General features: G+C 58.1%; 14 protein-coding genes. 5 read left to right on the plus strand and 9 right to left on the minus strand.

Features of this window, described 5'->3' with window-relative positions; genetic code table 11:
* Positions 1-6 precede the first annotated feature (6 nt).
* Complete coding sequence (locus DSD31_RS18875; protein ID WP_044023557.1) at positions 7-885, minus strand: helix-turn-helix transcriptional regulator; 879 nt, start codon at positions 883-885, stop codon at positions 7-9.
* Between the two features lie 109 nt (positions 886-994).
* Here DSD31_RS18875 and DSD31_RS18880 point away from each other — a divergent pair, with 109 nt between their 5' ends.
* Positions 995-2,422, plus strand: a complete 1,428-nt coding sequence (locus DSD31_RS18880) for an MFS transporter (RefSeq protein WP_004859160.1) — start codon at positions 995-997, stop codon at positions 2,420-2,422.
* A gap of 77 nt (positions 2,423-2,499) precedes the next feature.
* Positions 2,500-3,744, plus strand: a complete 1,245-nt coding sequence (locus tag DSD31_RS18885; RefSeq protein ID WP_113991249.1) for a mechanosensitive ion channel family protein — start codon at positions 2,500-2,502, stop codon at positions 3,742-3,744.
* Positions 3,745-3,747: 3 nt separating this feature from the next.
* On the opposite strand, the gene DSD31_RS18890 is transcribed toward DSD31_RS18885, so the two are convergent.
* Positions 3,748-4,728, minus strand: coding sequence for a LacI family DNA-binding transcriptional regulator (locus DSD31_RS18890; RefSeq protein ID WP_004859153.1), 981 nt, complete (start codon positions 4,726-4,728; stop codon positions 3,748-3,750).
* Positions 4,729-4,971: 243 nt separating this feature from the next.
* Between DSD31_RS18890 and DSD31_RS18895 the strand changes: the two genes are divergently transcribed.
* Positions 4,972-5,388 carry an Exc2 family lipoprotein gene (locus DSD31_RS18895; RefSeq protein ID WP_032716829.1) on the plus strand — a complete coding sequence of 139 codons (417 nt, stop codon included), beginning with the start codon at positions 4,972-4,974 and terminating at the stop codon, positions 5,386-5,388.
* Positions 5,389-5,433: 45 nt separating this feature from the next.
* On the opposite strand, the gene DSD31_RS18900 is transcribed toward DSD31_RS18895, so the two are convergent.
* The 7 genes from DSD31_RS18900 to DSD31_RS18930 form a co-directional block, all read right to left on the minus strand.
* The gene (locus DSD31_RS18900) at positions 5,434-6,585 is read right to left on the minus strand and encodes a Gfo/Idh/MocA family protein (protein ID WP_004859146.1); all 1,152 of its coding nucleotides are present in this window, start codon (positions 6,583-6,585) and stop codon (positions 5,434-5,436) included.
* A complete protein-coding gene (locus DSD31_RS18905) occupies positions 6,582-7,610 on the minus strand; it encodes a sugar phosphate isomerase/epimerase family protein (RefSeq protein ID WP_004859143.1) in 1,029 nt (342 codons plus the stop codon). Before DSD31_RS18905 ends, DSD31_RS18900 begins: the two co-directional genes overlap by 4 nt.
* 15 nt (positions 7,611-7,625) lie before the next feature.
* Positions 7,626-8,831 (minus strand): MFS transporter, encoded by a 1,206-nt coding sequence (locus DSD31_RS18910; RefSeq protein ID WP_160873237.1) that lies wholly within the window; start codon positions 8,829-8,831, stop codon positions 7,626-7,628.
* Between the two features lie 188 nt (positions 8,832-9,019).
* A complete protein-coding gene (gene pheP, locus DSD31_RS18915; RefSeq protein ID WP_004859136.1) occupies positions 9,020-10,396 on the minus strand; it encodes a phenylalanine transporter in 1,377 nt (458 codons plus the stop codon).
* Positions 10,397-10,559: 163 nt separating this feature from the next.
* Positions 10,560-12,755 carry a TonB-dependent receptor gene (locus tag DSD31_RS18920; protein WP_113991250.1) on the minus strand — a complete coding sequence of 732 codons (2,196 nt, stop codon included), beginning with the start codon at positions 12,753-12,755 and terminating at the stop codon, positions 10,560-10,562.
* Positions 12,756-12,812: 57 nt separating this feature from the next.
* On the minus strand, positions 12,813-13,895 hold the full coding sequence (locus tag DSD31_RS18925) for a YncE family protein (RefSeq protein ID WP_015584956.1): 1,083 nt from the start codon (positions 13,893-13,895) through the stop codon (positions 12,813-12,815).
* A gap of 402 nt (positions 13,896-14,297) precedes the next feature.
* Complete coding sequence (locus DSD31_RS18930; protein WP_160873196.1) at positions 14,298-15,791, minus strand: aldehyde dehydrogenase family protein; 1,494 nt, start codon at positions 15,789-15,791, stop codon at positions 14,298-14,300.
* A gap of 150 nt (positions 15,792-15,941) precedes the next feature.
* On the opposite strand from DSD31_RS18930, the gene DSD31_RS18935 reads away from it, so the two are divergent.
* Both DSD31_RS18935 and DSD31_RS18940 read left to right on the plus strand, forming a co-directional pair.
* The gene (locus DSD31_RS18935; protein WP_004859120.1) at positions 15,942-17,243 is read left to right on the plus strand and encodes an NAD(P)/FAD-dependent oxidoreductase; all 1,302 of its coding nucleotides are present in this window, start codon (positions 15,942-15,944) and stop codon (positions 17,241-17,243) included.
* A 13-nt stretch (positions 17,244-17,256) separates the two neighbouring features.
* On the plus strand, positions 17,257-17,622 hold the full coding sequence (locus DSD31_RS18940; protein WP_004859114.1) for a cupin domain-containing protein: 366 nt from the start codon (positions 17,257-17,259) through the stop codon (positions 17,620-17,622).
* Positions 17,623-17,638 lie beyond the last annotated feature (16 nt).

Raw genomic sequence — 17,638 nt, forward strand, 5'->3', positions numbered from 1 at the left:
CTGTCGCTATAAGAGAGAATCCTGTTTATCCAGCCATGCCAGCGCCTGCTCGCCGGCGTCGTCCATCGGCAGGTACACCAGCAGCCGGGAGCCATTACGCGGGGCGGAATACCAGTACATCTGCTGCAGACTAAAGCGTCCGAGCTGGGGATGATTGAAATTCTTCACCTGATTTTCCACGCCGCGGACGTCATAACGCTGATGCCACAGCGTTTCAAATTCGGCGGAGGCGGCAAAAAAGCGCGCCAGCTTATTTTCCCACAGCGGGTCGCCCCGGTGTTCGGCCATGGCCGCGCGGAAATAGGAGACAAACGTCGGCAGCACATCGCGATTTTCAATACGGCTGCGCCAGGTCTCGTGGGTGAGATAGAGATAAATACAGTTACGGTTTTCTTCGGGAAGCGCGGCAAAATCGACGCCCATCAGCCGACAAAAACTGTCGTTCCACGCCACGATATCGAAATTGGGTTTCTGGATGCTGGCCGGCTGCGGCATCAGGCTATCGAGCATCCGCCGGGTCCCCGGAGCGATCCCTTCACATACGTTGACCTGCGTGGTTTCCGGCGGCGTCAGACCGGCCAGCACGAACAGATGGCGCGTCTCCAGCGGACTGCACTGCAGCGCATTCGCGACGCCCACCAGTACCGATTCCGACGGATTAACCTCCCGCCCCTGTTCCAGCCAGGTATACCAGGTCACGCCGACATCGGCCAGCATCGCCACCTCTTCCCGGCGCAGCCCGGGCGTGCGCCGCCGCCCTACTCGCGGCAGGCCAAGACGCTGCGGATCAAGGCTTTCACGCCGGGAGCGCAGAAAGGCGCCCAGCTGCTTACGGCTATCGTCGGGCGCTATCGGCACCGTTTCACGTTGCGGCATTCCCGTCATATTGACTCCAGCATGGTAGTACCAATACCAGTATAGACAGGAACTGGTACCCGTTTAATTTATCGGTAATGCTACGGCCATCCGCTGAATGACGCAATGGAGAGATCCGATGAATTCGTCTGCTGTTTCACCCGGCCGCGCCGGTTTACTGCTTCTGTTGACCGGCCAGATGCTGCCGCTGATCGACACCTCAATTACCAACGTGGCGCTGGACTCCATTACCCATTCACTGGATGCCAGCGCCACCCAGCTGGAGCTGATCGTCGCGCTCTACGGCGTCTCTTTTGCGGTGTGCCTGGCGATGGGCAGCAAACTGGGCGATAACTACGGCCGCCGCCGTCTGTTTATGTGGGGGGTCGCGCTTTTTGGCCTCGCCTCTTTGCTGTGCGGCATGGCCAACTCCATCGGCGGGCTGCTGGCGGCCCGCACGCTGCAAGGCGCGGGCGCGGCGCTGATTGTGCCGCAAATCCTCACCACCCTGCATGTGACGTTGAAAGGCAGCGCCCATGCGCGCGCGATCAGTCTGTATGGCGGGATTGGTGGGATTGCTTTTATCGTCGGGCAGATGGGCGGCGGCTGGCTGGTCTCGGCGGATATCGCCGGCCTGGGCTGGCGCAACGCGTTCTTTATCAATGTCCCGATCTGCCTGCTGGTGCTGGCGTTTAGCCCCCGCTATGTCCCGGAAACCCGCCGCGAAGCCCATTCGGCCATCGACTGGCAGGGCACCTTCAGCCTGGCGCTGATCCTCTGCTGTCTGCTGTTTCCGATGGCGCTGGGGCCGGAACTTCACTGGCCGTGGACGCTCCAGCTTTTGCTGGTGGCCGTGCTGCCGCTGCTGGTCTGGATGCGGGCCAGCGCGTTGCGTAAGCAGCAGCGCGGCGAACAGCCGCTGCTGCCGCCCCGTCTGCTGAAACTCACCAGCATTCGCTTTGGCATGGCGATCGCCCTGCTGTTCTTCAGCGCCTGGTCCGGCTTTATGTTCTGCATGGCGCTGACCATGCAGGCCGGTCTCGGCATGGCGCCATGGCAGTCAGGCAACAGCTTTATCGCCCTCGGCGTGGCCTATTTCCTCTCCGCGCTGTACGCGCCGAAGCTGATTGCCCGCTTCAGCATGGGACGTATTCTGCTGATTGGGCTGGTAGTGCAGATAGCCGGTCTGCTGCTGCTGATGGCGACCTTCGGTCACTTCGGCGCTCATACCTCGTCGCTGGCGATGGTGCCCTCTACCGCGCTTATCGGCTACGGCCAGGCGCTGATCGTTAACAGTTTTTATCGCATTGGCATGCGCGATATCAGCGCCAGCGATGCCGGTGCCGGGAGCGCCATTCTCAGCACCCTGCAGCAGGCGACGCTGGGATTAGGTCCGGCAATTCTCGGCTCGCTGTTTTTAACCCTCGCTCAACGCGGCGGCGGCACCTATCCGCAGGCGCTGATCGATTTCCTGGCCGTGGAGGTGGCAATGATGCTGCTCTTAGGCGCGATTGCCCTGCGGCTGCGCCATCATCTCAATATTCGTCCGGTGGCTACCGCCTCATAATCCATCATTGCATGACGCCTGATTTGCATAATATACATCCAGCGGTCATCATTACCGCTGGATGTACAGGAGACGTTATGCAGGAATTAATCTCACAAATTGCCGCCTTAGGCATCGAAATTACCCCCACCACTTCACTCATTATTATCTTCGGCATTATTTTACTGACCGCCATTGTCGTTCATTTTATTTTGCATAAAGGCGTGCTGCGCGCCTTCGAAAAGCGCGCGCAGGCCAGCAGCCATTTGTGGCTGCAAATCATCACCCAGAACAAACTGTTTCACCGGCTGGCCTTTACCCTGCAAGGGATTATCGTCAATGTGCAGGCGGTGTTGTGGCTGCAAAAAGGCAGTGAAGCCGCCAATATATTGACCACCTGCGCCCAGCTGTGGGTCATGATCTATGCCCTGCTGTCTTTCTTTTCACTGCTCGATGTGGTCTTCAATTTATCGCAGAAATTCGCCACCGCATCCCAGCTGCCGCTGAAGGGGATATTCCAGGGCATTAAGCTGGTCAGCGCGATTATTATCGGCATCCTGGTGATCTCATTACTGATTGGCCAGTCGCCGGCGATATTGATCAGCGGCCTCGGCGCCATGGCCGCGGTACTGATGCTGGTATTTAAAGACCCGATCCTGGGTCTGGTTGCCGGCATTCAGCTTTCCGCCAACGACATGCTGAAGCTCGGTGACTGGCTGGAAATGCCGAAATACGGCGCCGACGGCGCGGTCATTGATATTGGCCTCACCACGGTGAAAGTCCGTAACTGGGACAATACCATCACCACGATTCCCACCTGGTCGCTGGTCTCCGACTCCTTTAAAAACTGGAGCGGGATGTCCGCCTCCGGCGGGCGCCGCATTAAGCGCAGCCTGAATATTGATACCACCAGTATCCATTTTCTCGATGAGCGGGAGCAGCAGCGCTTAATTCAGGCCCGGCTGCTTAAGCCCTATATGGACTCGCGTCATCAGGAGATCAGCGAGTGGAACCAGCAAAACGCCACCGACCATTCGGTGCTGAACCTGCGCAAGATGACCAATATCGGCACCTTCCGCGCCTATTTACAGGAGTATCTGCGCAACCACCCGCGGCTGCGCAAAGATATGACGATGATGGTGCGCCAGCTGGCGCCGGACGCCAACGGCCTGCCGATTGAGATCTACTGCTTCACCAGCACCGTGGTATGGGCAGAATATGAAAGTATCCAGGCGGATATTTTTGACCACATTTTCGCCGTGGTGGACGAATTCGGGCTGCGTATCCACCAGTCACCGACCGGCAACGATATACGTTCGCTGGCGGCGGCAAATCACGGGTAAGGCTCAGGCACTGGCGCGGGCAATGATGCGCCAGTCCATCATCACCCGTTCGGCGGTGGCCTCCGGGTTGTCGATTTTCTTCAGCAGCAGGGTCACCGCCGTACGGCCAATGTCGCGCGACGGCTGTTCCACGGTGGTCAGCTGCGGCGAGACCATCTCCGCCAGCTCCGTACCATCAAATCCCATGACCGCAATATCGTCCGGCACCCGCAGTCCGGCCTGGGCGATCGCCCGCAGGGCGCCCGCCGCCAGCGAGTCGGCGACGGCAAATACCGCATCCGGCCGCTCTCTGGAGGCCAGCAGCGTTTCCATTGCCGCTTTACCGGCGGCGGCGCTGAGGTCGCTGGCATAAGCCACCTGCTGCCAGGCCAGTTCACGCACATGCAGTACGTTTTTATAGCCGCGCTCGCGCAGGCGGGCATAGCGATAGCTCAGATCGTGGTTAATCAGGGCAATGCGCCGATGACCGCTCTCCGCCAGCCGCGATACTGCCCCCTGCGCCGCATCGATGTCGTTAATGCCGACGCAGGAGATACTGCCGGCATCGGCATACTCGGCGCACTGTACCCACGGCGCATCACCGATCATCATCGTCAGTTCCGGCAGACTGGAGAGCGCGTTCATCGTAATAATCCCGTCGACCACTTTCCCCGACAGCAGCCTCAGCCCGGAAGTCGAGCGCGCCAGATCGGACCCGGAATTACACAGTAAAATACGGTAGCCGTGCTTCTCCGCCTCCTCTTCAATGCCCTTCACCACTTCCGCACAAAACGGGTTCGCAATATTCGACACCATCACCAGAATCATATAGCTCCGTGCCGTCCGCAGCTGGCGGGCCAGCAGGTTAGGCTGATAGTTGCTCTCTTTAATCGCCTGCAGCACGCGTTCGCGGTTCTTCGGTTTAACGGTATCGCTGTTATTCAGCACCCGCGATACGGTTGCCACTGAGACACCCGCCAGACGGGCGATTTTCTGAATTGACATAAAGGCGGCACTTCCTGGGATAAGGGGAATAATGCGCAGGCTACCATAAACGGGCCGTCGGTGTGCAGCGGGGCGCGCGCCAGCCCACTGATGCCCCTACGCATCGTGATGGAAAACTATTAATTATCAGGGCTATTATCCTTGCGCGTTAAGCGCGATGATTTTTCAGGTAACATAAACACCGCGCTCGGGCGCCGATAATTATAAAAGCTTACTATCAATACGTTAGGGATGATGTCATCAATGAAAATTCAAGTCGCACTGCTTGTCCTCGGCGGTTCTCTCGCCGCCCTCACCGGCTGCACCGCCTCAAAATCATCGCCGGAGCGCCATGCGTACTATTTTGTCGCCCATCGTTCTGATTTTGTCGGCGGTAATTTTGCCGTTAACCGGCAGGAAAATTACCGCTTAAATCTGCCGACCTTCACCGAGATCTATAACCGCGGCAAACAGGACCGAACCGCCGGCGTCAGCGAAAGCGATGCCCGACGCAATGCCGATGCCATTAAGCAGCAGGTTATGAAGGGTACCCGGTCACAACACACCTTCACCGGCAATGCCAGCGATAGCTGGAATAATGACATGGAGAATAAAGACGCGGTGCTGTTCGGCAACGAACTTTCCGCCGCCTATCTGGACGGGTATCTCGGCGTAAAATAAGTCATTGCGCGCCACCGGAGTGGCGCACAACCTGCCGCCTATCGCCTATCGCCTGACGCTGACCCAGCGCTGCTGCCGATGGCTTTGCAAAATCGCATCAACGATATACATCACATCCGCCCCTTCATAAAATGAGGCGAAACGCCGTTCGTCGGCTGCCGGCATCGTCCCGGCGCGTACCGCCTGATAGAAGCTCAACATCATATTCTTGAAGGCGTCCGGCCACCCCTCATTATGCCCGCCGGGGAAGTGGGCGCTGGCGGCGATGTCCGCCTGCATCAGACTCGGGTCATCGCTGAGCAGCTGATTTGGCTGCGCGCGCTGGCCAATCCACAGCCGCTGCGGAAGCTCCTGATCCCACGCCAGCGAACAGCGGCTGCCGTTAATTTCAACCGCCAGGCGGTTCTTTCTTCCGGCGCTGACCTGAGAAACGGTAAAACAGCCTTTGCTGCCGTCATCAAAGCGAAACAGCACGGACCCCATATCTTCCGTATCTACCTCGCGCACCTCAAAACGCGGAGATTCCCCCGTCTGGCTGAAGGTGGACTCGCCGGAAACGGCCGCGTGGCGCGTCGGCCAGACGATAGAAAGATCCGCCATCACCTCGGTGATGCGCCTGCCGGTCATAAACTGCACCGTGTCGCACCAGTGGGAGCCGATATCCGCCACCGCCCGCGAAGCGCCGCCCAGCGCCGACTCCACCCGCCAGTTATAGTCACTTTGCTGCACCATCCAGTCCTGCAAATAGCTGCCGTGCGCCGAAAACAGCCGTCCGACCTGCCCGGCGCGCATCATGCTGGCGGCCTGCTGGACCATCGCGAACTGGCGATAGACGAAGCTTACGCCGTGCACCACCCCCGCCTTCTCCGCCAGCGTGACCAGTTCACGCGCCTCATCCGGAAGCATGCACAGCGGTTTTTCCGAGAACAGATGCAGCCCGGCGTGCAACGCCTGGCGATTAATCTTCGCGTGCAGGTGGTTCGGCGTGCAGTTATGTACCACCTGTAAACCGGGATGTGCCAGGAGTTCCTCAACCTGACCATAAGCATGAGCTACATTCAGCTGCCGCGCTTTTTGCTGCGCCTGCGCCAGATTGCTGTCGCACAGCGCCACCACCTCGATGTCCCCGACCCGGCGCAGCGCTTCAATATGCGCCGGACCAATAAATCCAGTCCCAACAATGCCAACCTGAATCATGCTTGCCCCTCGCGACCGCTGGCGAAATCATCAAACGCCCGTTCGGAGACGGGAATAATATGGCGGCGGATAAATTCGCTGCCTTCGCGCGCGCCGGCCTCCGCCTCCTTCAGGCAGCACTCCCACTCCAGCACCGCCCAGCCGTCAAAGTCGTACTCGGTCAGCTTGCTGAAAATGCTCTTGAAATCAATTTGCCCATCCCCGGGCGAGCGAAAGCGCCCCGCCCGCTGCAGCCAGTTCTGATAGCCGCCGTACACGCCGCTGCGGCCGTCGCGACGAAACTCGGCATCTTTGACATGAAAGGCTTTGATCCGCGAATGGTAGATATCGATATACGCCAGGTAGTCCATCTGCTGGAGGTGCAAATGGCTGGGATCGTAGAGCATATTGCAGCGCGGATGGTTATCTACCCGCTGCAGGAAACGTTCAAAAGTCACGCCATCGTGCAGATCCTCACCCGGATGAATTTCATAGCAAAGATCGATCCCCTGCTCATCGTATAGATCGAGGAGCGGACGCCAGCGCCGCGCCAGTTCATCAAACGCCTCATCAATTCGTGACGGATTATGCGGCGGCCAGGGATAAAACAGAGGCCACGCCAGCGATCCGGAAAATGTCGCATGGGCCTGCAGGCCTAAGCGCGCCGAAGCCACCGCCGCCTGACGTACTTTTTCCACCGCCCACTGCTGGCGTGCCGGCGGATTTCCGCGTAGCGCGGCGGGGGCAAAGGCGTCGAACGCCGCGTCATAGGCCGGATGAACCGCCACCAGCTGCCCTTCCAGATGGGTTGAGAGCTCGCTGATGGTCAGACCATGTTCCGCCAGTCGCCCGCGAATCTCATCGCAGTAGGTCTGGCTCATCGCCGCGCGTTCAACATCAAAAATAGCCGGATGATTACACGGGATCTGTAGCGCCTGATAGCCCAGTCCGGCGGCCCAGGCGGCGATCCCGTCCAGGGTGTTAAACGGCGCCTGCGCGCCGATAAACTGCGCCAGAAAAATCCCCGGTCCCTTCATCGTTTTCATACCCCCTCCTGATAGTTAATGCTGCTCTTTCTCGCGATACTGGAAAGAGAAAAGGAAAATCAGCGCGATAACCGCCGCGGCCACCGCCGGGATCCACCAGAAGATGACCCACGCCTGCGGTACGGTCTGCCCGGCCACCAGCTGGTTATACAGCGCGCCGGAAATTTGCGATCCCAGCAGCATCCCGATGCCGTAGGTAAACATGACTATCATGCTTTGCGCCTGGCCTTTGACCTTCTCCCCCGCCACGCGGTCGGTATAGATAAAGCCGACGACAAAAAAGAAGTCGTAGCACACGCCGTGCAGCAGGATGCCGAGATAGAGCAGGAAGCGCCCCTCTTCGCTCACGCCAAGGGCAAAGAAGGCATAGCGCACAAACCACGCCACCATCCCGACCAGCAGCATGTACTTGACCCCGAGACGGCGAAACAGCAGCGGGATCACCAGCATAAACGCGATTTCCGACATCTGCCCAAATGACATCGCGGTGCTGACATCCGCCACGCCGGCATCCGCCAGCCAGGAGGCGGTGTAGGCATAGTAGGTCCCCAGCGGAATCGAGATCAGCGTGGCGCAGAGTGAGAAAATAAAGAAATGGCGCGTCTTGAGCAGCGCAAACGCATCGGCGCAGAGCAGGTCGCGAAACTTCAGCGGAATGCCTTTCGCCGCTGCCGGCGTATGCGGCAAAGTCAGGCTGTAGAGGGCCAGTAAGACCGAACACAGCGCCGCCAGATTAAATATAGCCGTGGTATCGGAAATTCCGCTCACGCCAATACAAATCCCGGCAATAATCCAGCCGATGGTGCCAAAGACGCGCACCACCGGGAAGGTTTTATCAACATTGTTCAGGCTGTGGAAAGCGATATTGTTGGTCAGCGCCAGCGTCGGCATATAGCACAACGTATAGCCAAACAGCAGGCCGATAAGCAGCGCGCCATTGTGCGCGACCAGCGCCTGGGGGACGAACCACAGGATCGCGGCTCCCGCCAGGTGCATCACCGCCATCACTTTCTGCGAAGCAAAGAAGCGATCGACCAGCATCCCCAGCACAAACGGCGACAAAATCGAGGCAATAGGCCCGGCAGAGAACGCATCGCCAATCAGCAGCGCCATATCGTAGCGCGTCATCACCAGCCCCAGGGTCACCGACCAGCTTCCCCAGATAAAGAACTGCATAAACATCATTAATGCCAGGCGCGGCACCAGAAACCGGTGCTGCACGCCAACGCTTTCACGTCCTTCCGTCGTTGATACCATTTTGTCCGCCCTCAAAAAGTAATCGATTACAAAACGTCACGAAATAAAAAGTAATCGATTACAAAAAGAAGATCCTGCGCTAATTACGCTAAGCGCGAAGACGATCACAATAAAAGGCAGATCGCCCCGGCGAAGGCCGGGGCAAGGAGGCATTACGCCGGACGGCGCAGCAGCTTAAAGACGATAAACAGGAACAGGATCCATACCGGCAGCAGAATGGCCGACAGGCGCATCCCGTCGATGGTGCACATCAGTACCAGAATCAGCGCAAGGAAGGCAATACAGAGGTAGTTGCCGCCCGGTGCCAGCAGCGCTTTGAACTTCGGCTCCCGCCCTTTTCGACGCTGGGCCGCGCGGAACTTCAGGTGCGCCATGCAGATCATGATCCAGTTCAGCAGCAGCGTTGCCACAACCAGCGCCATCAGCAGACCCAGCGCTTTCTGCGGCAGCAGATAGTTCAGCAGCACCACCAGCGAGGTAATCACCCCGGAGAGGATCAGCGAATTGACCGGCACGCCGCGTTTGCTGACGCGGGCCAGAAACTTCGGCGCATTGCCCTGTACCGACAGACCGAACAGCATGCGGCTGTTGGAGTAAACGCCGCTGTTGTAGACCGACAGCGATGCCACCAGAATGACGAAGTTAAGTGCAGAAGCTACCACGTTACTGTCAAGATTATGAAAAATCATCACAAACGGGCTGCTGTCGGACTTGATTTCCACCCACGGATAGAGCGCCAGCAGCACCACCAGCGAACCGATATAAAACAGCAGAATACGGTACACCACCTGGTTTACCGCCTTCGGAATGCTCTTTTCCGGATTTTGCGCTTCGGCGGCGGTAATACCAATCAGCTCCAGGCCGCCGAAAGAGAACATAATCACCGCCAGAGACATCACCAGGCCATGCCAGCCGGTGGCGAAGAAACCGCCGTGGCGCCACAGGTTGTCAAATCCGGCTTTGCTGCCGCCGTGGCCGCCAAACAACATCCACAGGCCAAAGCCAATCATGCCGATAATCGCCAGCACTTTAATTAAGGCAAACCAGAATTCCGCCTCGCCATACAGGCGAACGTTAACGAGGTTAACGGCATTGATGATGACAAAGAAGGCCGCCGCCCAGACCCAGGTCGGCACATCCGGAAGCCAGTACTGCATATAGATGCCGGCGGCGGTGAGCTCAGCCATCCCCACCAGCACAAACATCACCCAGTAGTTCCAGCCGGAGAGAAAACCGGCAAACGGGCCCCAGTATTTATACGCGAAGTGGGCAAAGGAGCCGGATACGGGCTCTTCGACCACCATTTCGCCAAGCTGGCGCATGATCAGAAAAGCGACGATCCCGGCGACGGCATAGCCGATCAGGACGGCCGGCCCGGCCATCTGAATCGCCGGTCCGATACCGAGAAACAGGCCGGTACCGATAGCGCCGCCGAGGGCAATGAGCTGAATATGTCGGTTCTGTAAACCGCGATGAAGCGTCGGGCCGCTCTCCGCTGTGGCATCTGACTGCGTTGACGCGTCTTTCACGTCTTTCCCCTGTGAGTTTTTATGAAGGGGCACCTTTTAACACTTCTGCTCGCCCGACTTCAAGTTGCAGATGCGTTGATTGCGCGGCAAGGGATGGTGACGAACGGCGGAAAAGGGATACACAGAAGGGGCGAGCGGCGTTGTCCCGCCCCGAATTTTACGATCAGAAATCGTAGCTCATCGATACTTTAACGGTACGTGGCTGGCCCTGGAACAGATAGGTGCCGGTATCATCAATACCTGACCAGTAGTTCTCATTGGTCACATTATCCACCCCGGCACGCAGGACCATCTGGTTTTGATTCTGGTTCAGCGCCAGACGGTAGCGTACGCCCAAATCGAGGGTCGTATAGCTGTCGAGTTTTTTGCTGTTCGCCGCGTCGGCATACTGTGAACCGGTGTGGTTCACCCGTGCGGTGGCCGTCAGCCCGTCAACCGGCTTGATGTCATACTCCGCGCCTAACACCGCGTAGAAGCGAGAAACGCCGATGGCATCTTTACCATCGTTGATCCCCTTCGCCGTTTTGGTTTGCTCCGGATCCAGCCACTGAACGCTGCCGTTCAGGCGCAGGCCTAGCGTCGGTTCGCCGAAGATGTTCAGTTCGACGCCGCGGTTACGCTGCTCGCCATCCAGACCGTAGTAGCCGTTAGCATCGGAGATAGCGTTAGGCTTTTTAATTTCAAACAGCGCCAGCGATCCCCCCAGGGTGCCATAATCAATTTTCACCCCAACCTCATCCTGTTTCGAATGAGCGATCCCGGTGCTCTGCCCGGCATTTGTCGCGGTATTTGGCGCCACGCTCCCCGGCTGCAGCGCTTCGGTGTGGTTGGCGTACAGCGACAGCGTCTCCCACGGCTTGTAGACCAGACCCACCGTCGGCGTCCAGCGGCTCTGGGTATAGCGGGAAGACGTATCTTCCAGACCGGTTTTGTTGCTGTAGTTACGCACCACCACTTTCTGATGACGCGCGGCGGCGGTGAGCAGCAGGCTGTTATCAAAGAAGCCTAGCGTGTCGCTCAGCAGCCAGCCCTGGGTACGGCTGCGTGACGTGGTGAGCGGGTCGAAGTAGTTGCCGCCAAAATAGGCGTTATCCGGCATCGCCACATCATGGTTGTCATAGATATTGGTGGTCGGGTTTTTCGCCGACATACGCCAGGCGGTGGCATCGGTTCTGACCTGGGCGGCATAGCCGACGTTGACCTGATGAGAGATAACCCCGGTGTTGAAATTACCCCGTACACCGCCCATTCCGCTGATCGAGTCGATGATGCGGTTGGTATCCAGACGCCCGACGGTAGCATCGCCGTTGTCGTTAACCAGCTTCGGCGCGCTATAGGTGCCGGTTTCATGCGAGTGCTGGCCGCCGAGGGCGCTGTACAACGTCCAGCTGTTGGTCAGGTCATACTCGGCTTTGGCCATACCGAATTCGCTTTCTATATCGCTATAGCCCCACTTCTGGCTGTAGTTTTTGCTGTTATCCGGCAGCGCAGGAACAAAATCGACGCCGCTGATATTGATCCCCATCGTTCCACCATGGAACGTCTTTTTCTGATAGCCGAAATCAAGAGAGGAGCGCAAACGTTCGCCGCGATAATCCAGCCCCAGTGACCCCAGCGTCGTGCGGCGCCGGTCATTATCAACCGCGCCCTCACCTTCGCGGTGAACCAGGTTCACCCGGGCGCCAAACTGATTATCTTCGCCAAAGCGACGGCCAAGGTCGAGGCTGCCGCCGACCTGAGAATCAGCGGTATAGTCCACGCCAACGCGGGTGGTCGGCACATCATCCGCACGTTTCGGTTCGAGGTTGATCATCCCGCCGACGCCGCTGCTGGCGACGCCATTGAGCAGACCGTTAGCCCCTTTGAAGACTTCAACGCGCTCCAGCATCTGGGTATCCATCACCTGACGCGGCACCACGCCCGCCAGGCCGCCCATGGTCATATCATCGCCATCCAGCTTAAACCCGCGAATGCGATAGGTTTCGGCAAAGTTACCGTAGCCCTGCACCGCCTGTACGCCGGCGTCATTACCGATAACGTCGGCGATAGTTTGCGCCTGCTGGTCCTGAATCAGTTTCGAGGTATAGCCGATAACGCTAAACGGCACATCCATCGCCTTTTGTTCGCCAAGCATACCGATACGGCCGCCGTGGGCAATTTGTCCGTCAAGGAAGGCCGGTACCACCAGGTCGCCGCCGGCTTTAAAATCGCTGCCTTCGGTCGCCTGAACGAGCATAACCTCTTCGTTTTTGTTGCTATCCGCGGTGTTGTCTGCAGCTACAGCGCTCTGGGTAATGGCGCCAATGGTTAACGCCAGCAGCGTTTTGCGCAGCGGGAATGGGGAAGACGTGATGTGCATAATGAGTCCGTGATGAAGATAAATGGAACAAATGGCCCGCTGCCGGGCCAGAATTTTTTATTGCGCGTTCAGGTCGATGCGGACAACGCTGTCCGGACCTTTGGTGGAGTGATCTTTGTTGAACGGTTGTTTAACGGTCACAAACAGCGTCTGCCCCTCGGCATCAAGCAACAGGCTGTTTGGATTCACGGGGATATCCCACTGTTTTTTCAGCGCATAGGTAGTGCCATCGAGGCTGATAACCTTGCCGGACTCGCGCTGGGAGATATAAATCTCATTGCGTTTCGGGTTGAACAGCACCGCCAGCGAGTCGCCCAGGTCGAGCTGCTTAATCACTTTGCCGCTGTGAATATCCAGCACCAGAGTGGTTTTCGCTTTTGAGTTATCGGTGACGAACAGGCGGCCGGTCTCGCTGTCTTCGGCGATATTCAGCAGCAGCGCCGGCTTGTCGCCCAGCGGCTTCCAGCGCTGTTCAATGCGGTTATTGCGCGGGTTGATTACGAGGATTTCCCCGCCGCCGTTGGCTGCATACAGACGTCCGGTTTGCGCGGAATAGTGCAGGCCGGTCATCCATTTACCGGTATTTTTAATCCGCGCTTTCAGCTTCAGCGTATTGGCATCAACCACCCAGATTTGCGCCGGGTCGGCAACGGCACCCACGTAGAGGGTATTATTCAGCAACAGGATCTGGCGCGCGCCGTACGGCAGCCCCTTCTCGTTGCGCTCGCTAAACAGCAGGCGCTTTTTGACTTTGCCGGTGGCGGTGTCAATGGCGCTGATGCCGCCGTCAAGCGAGTTGGTGACGAACAGCGTTGCGCCATCCGGCGTTATCTGGACGGCAAAGTTTTTCAGGTCGGTGTAGCTCAGGCCGATGGTCTTCAGCGTTTTCGGGTCGAGCTTATAGACCGCTCCGCCCTGCACGTCTTTAAAACCTTCGGCGCTGGCCACGTACAGCGCATCGCCCCGTGGGCTGAGCGCCATTTCGTACAGCCCCTCGGCCAGTTGACGTTTGAGCGGCTGTATGACGGTAACGGCGTTTTTCTCGGCGACCGGCGGGGTTACCTTAGTGGAAGGGGGTGTGGCGCAGCCGCTTAAGACGGCAGAAATGACCAGAGCTAATACCGGAATGGTGTATTTCATCATTGAAATCCTTAACAAAATCAATAAACCGGTGGTAGCTCTTCGCCGATATTATGTTGTTCCGGCATAGCAAGACTGAACCCCACCCTACGCCTTCGCTGTTTCCTTGTGAGCGGCTCACTGGCGCAGGTTAGTCCATTCTTAGCCTGCAAACAAAAAGAAGAATGAGAACTATACTCATTATCTTATAGCGTGCAAGCCTAATCACAACCGACCCGCGCAAAAGCGATAATCTGCTGAAAACAAGGCGTTCTTATGGGGGGAGCGGCTCTCACGAGCGGGAGAAAACGACAGACCCCGCGCGCTGACCGTACGGGGTAAGGGAAAATACGGGCCACATCCGACAAATCGCACGGCCCGATATACGATCGCTTCAGCACTATAGCGGCCGATGGCGCCGGACTAATAGCGTACCATCACCGATTTGAGTTCGGTGTAATCATCGATAAAGGCGCTGCCGAACTCGCGGCCAATCCCCGACCCTTTCATGCCGCCAAACGGCACCGCCGGATCGAGAAAGGTGTGCATATTCACCCAGACAATTCCGGCGTTAATCGCGTCGGAATAGCGCAGCGCCTTGCGGATGTTCTCCGACCAGACGCTGGCGGCCAGGCCAAACGGCGAAGCGTTAATCCGGGACAGCGCCTCCTCTTCGCTTTGGTAGCCGATAAAACTGCACACCGGACCGAAAGTCTCTTCCTGCATCAGCGTGCTGTTTTCGCTCCGGACCTTCACCGCCGTCGGTAAGACAAAATAGCCGTCGCCGGGCAGCGCTTCGCCGCCGCAGACAATGGTGTCGCCCTCTTCCCGCGCTTTTTCAATCAGCTGCAGCACCTTCTCAAACTGCACCCGATTAGCCAGCGGCCCCATCAGCGTCTGTTCATCCAGCGGTGAGCCGGGACGCAGCGCAGACAGGCGCTGCTTCAGTATTTCCAGCACCGCATCCAGCTTGCCCTGCGGCAGATAAAACCGCTCGGCGGCAGCGCAGATTTGCCCCTGGTTCAGATAACCTGCTTCGATAATGCCGTCCGCCATCGCCTCGGGGGTGAGATCGTCGAGAAACAGCGCGGCGTTTTTGCCCCCCAGTTCGAGGGTGACGCGTTTTCCGGCGCCGATCGCCGCATGCTGAACTTTCTCGCCGGTCGCCACCGAACCGGTGAAGCTGACCTTGGCGCAGGCCGGGTGGGCGATCAAGCGCTGGGCGATTTCACCGCCCGCGCCGTTCACCACGTTAATCACCCCGTCCGGGATCCCCGCCTCTTTCGCCAGCTCCGCAACCCGCAGCAGCGTCAGCGGCGTATACTCGCTCGGCTTCATCACGATGGTGCAGCCGCACACCAGCGCCGCCGCCAGCTTCCAGATAGCGATCATTATCGAAAAGTTCCACGGCACGATCCCTACCACTACGCCAACCGGCTGACGACGAGTAAAGGCCGTGTACTGCTCTCCCGCCATGGACGGGAGCGAGACATCCAGCGTTTCGCCGGTGACCTTGCCTGCCCAGCCGGCAAAGTAGCGCAGGAACGCCACCGACTGATCCAGCTCAAGCATTCGCGCCAGGCCGATGGTTTTACCGGAGCACAGGCTCTCCAGCTGCGCCAGCTCCTCACGATGGCTGGCCAGCAGATCGGCCAGCCTGAGCAGCAGCGTGCCGCGCTGCAGGGTCGGCATCGCACGCCAGGAGTCAAAGGCCTGGCTGGCGCTGGCCATCGCCCGATCCGCCTGCCCGACATCCGCCGACGTTACCCCGGCAATCGCTTTGCCAGTGGCGGGGTTTATCACCGCCAGCGTCGGTCCGTTGCCGGGCAAAGCCTCTCCGGCAATAAACTGCCCGTGCGGTTGGCGTAAAAAAGCTGCTACTTCAGCAAGTAAGGTCACGTCGCTCATCGGTGGCATCCGTTTTTTCAGGAAATGTTCCTCATCACATCACGCCAGAAACAGACTGCCTATCGTTCTAAAGAACGTCATTCTTTCGGACGATATTCAGCGCCCCGCCGCCATGCTGTGATGGAGGTCTTAGCCAGGCGAGACAGACAGGGTAACGCTATGAATATCAAAATCGATGCGCTGAACTACTACGGCGCCACCAAAAAATATCAGCTGCATTTTCCGGCGCTGCAGGATGATATTGACGCCGACGTGGTGATCATCGGCGGCGGCTTTTCCGGTATCAACACTGCGCTGGAGCTGGCAGAACAGGGCATCACCAACGTGGTCGTACTCGAAGCCCGTCATTTAGGCTACGGCGGCACCGGCCGCAACGGCGGCCAGGTCATGGCCGGCATTGGTCACGACATCGAAGCGGTGAAAAAACATGTGGGTAAAGAGGGGCTGGAGACGCTGTTTAAAATCTCGAACCTTGGTGCAGGAATCATTCGCGAACGGATTAAGAAATACAATATCGATGCCGACTTTGTTCCGGGTTACGGCTATCTGGCCTATAACCAGCGTCAGCTGAAGACCCTGCGCCAGTGGGAAAAAGAGTTTAAGGCCGCCACTCCGGATGAGGATATCGCGCTCTATACCGGCAGCGATGTGCAGCAAATTGTGGGCTCCGACGTCTACTGCGGCGCGCTCAAGCATATGGGCGGCGGGCAGATCCACTCCCTGAATATGCTGCTGGGCTCGGCAAAAGCGGCGCATTCATTAGGGGTGAAAATTTTCGAATCCTCTCCGGTCGTAGAGGTGAATTACGGCAAAGAGGTGCGGGTTCGCACGGCGATGGGCAGCGTGAAGGCGGCTAAACTGCTGTGGGCCTGCGACAGCTTCCTCAATAATCTGGAGCCGGAAATCTATAACAAGACGCTGGTGACCTACTCTTATCAGGTCTCAACGGAACCCCTTTCCGATGAGCTGATCGAACGCATCAGCCCGCTGCGCGGCGCCTTCAGCGACATTCGCCCGGTCATCAACTACTACCGAATTACGCGGGAAAACCGCCTGCTGTTCGGCAGCGCCACGCGCTACCTTGAATATACGCCGAACGATTTTGCCGCCTGGAATCGTACGCTGCTGGCGGAAGTGTTCCCCTATCTTAAGGATGTCAAAATCGACTTCGCCTGGGGCGGCCCGATGGCCTGTAGCGCGAACCTGTTCCCGCAAATTGGCACCCTGCGCGAGCACAATAACGTTTTCTACGTTCAGGGTTATTCCGGGTTTGGCGTCACCCCCTCGCATATCGTGTGCAAAATTCTCGCCGAAGGAATTAACGGCGGCTCAGATCGTTACCGCCTGATGAGCAGTATTCCTCACGCCACAATCCACGGTCGTGACAGCCTGCGTCTGCTGCTGGTCACCGCCGGAAAACTCATGCATCAAACCGCCGGTTACTGGAAAGGCCGGAGTTAACCAGGAGAACATCATGCAAGCATTTAAACTCGATCAACCGGTTCCTGAACTGCAGCCTATCGGCAGCGTCAGCCTGCTGGGCGCAACGCCAACCGAAGGCGATCCGCAGGTGGCGGGCGCTATGGTTTACGGCGAACCACAGGACGCCTTTACCTGCGGTCTGTTTTCGTCCACTCAGGGGAGTTTCACCATGACCTATCCGTTTACCGAACACGCCACCGTGCTGGAAGGCGAAGTTGAGCTGACCGTCTCTGGCGGCAAGCCGCAGCGCTTCGCCCCGGGCGACAGCTGGTTCGTGAAGCAGGGCACCGAAGTGGAGTGGAAAATCCTCACCCCGCGCTTCGTCAAACACTACCTGGCGAACGTCGAAAGCCGCTAACCAACGCAGACAATCC

It is taken from the genome of Klebsiella sp. X13, assembly GCF_003323835.1.
In the GTDB taxonomy this organism is placed as follows: domain Bacteria; phylum Pseudomonadota; class Gammaproteobacteria; order Enterobacterales; family Enterobacteriaceae; genus Klebsiella; species Klebsiella ornithinolytica.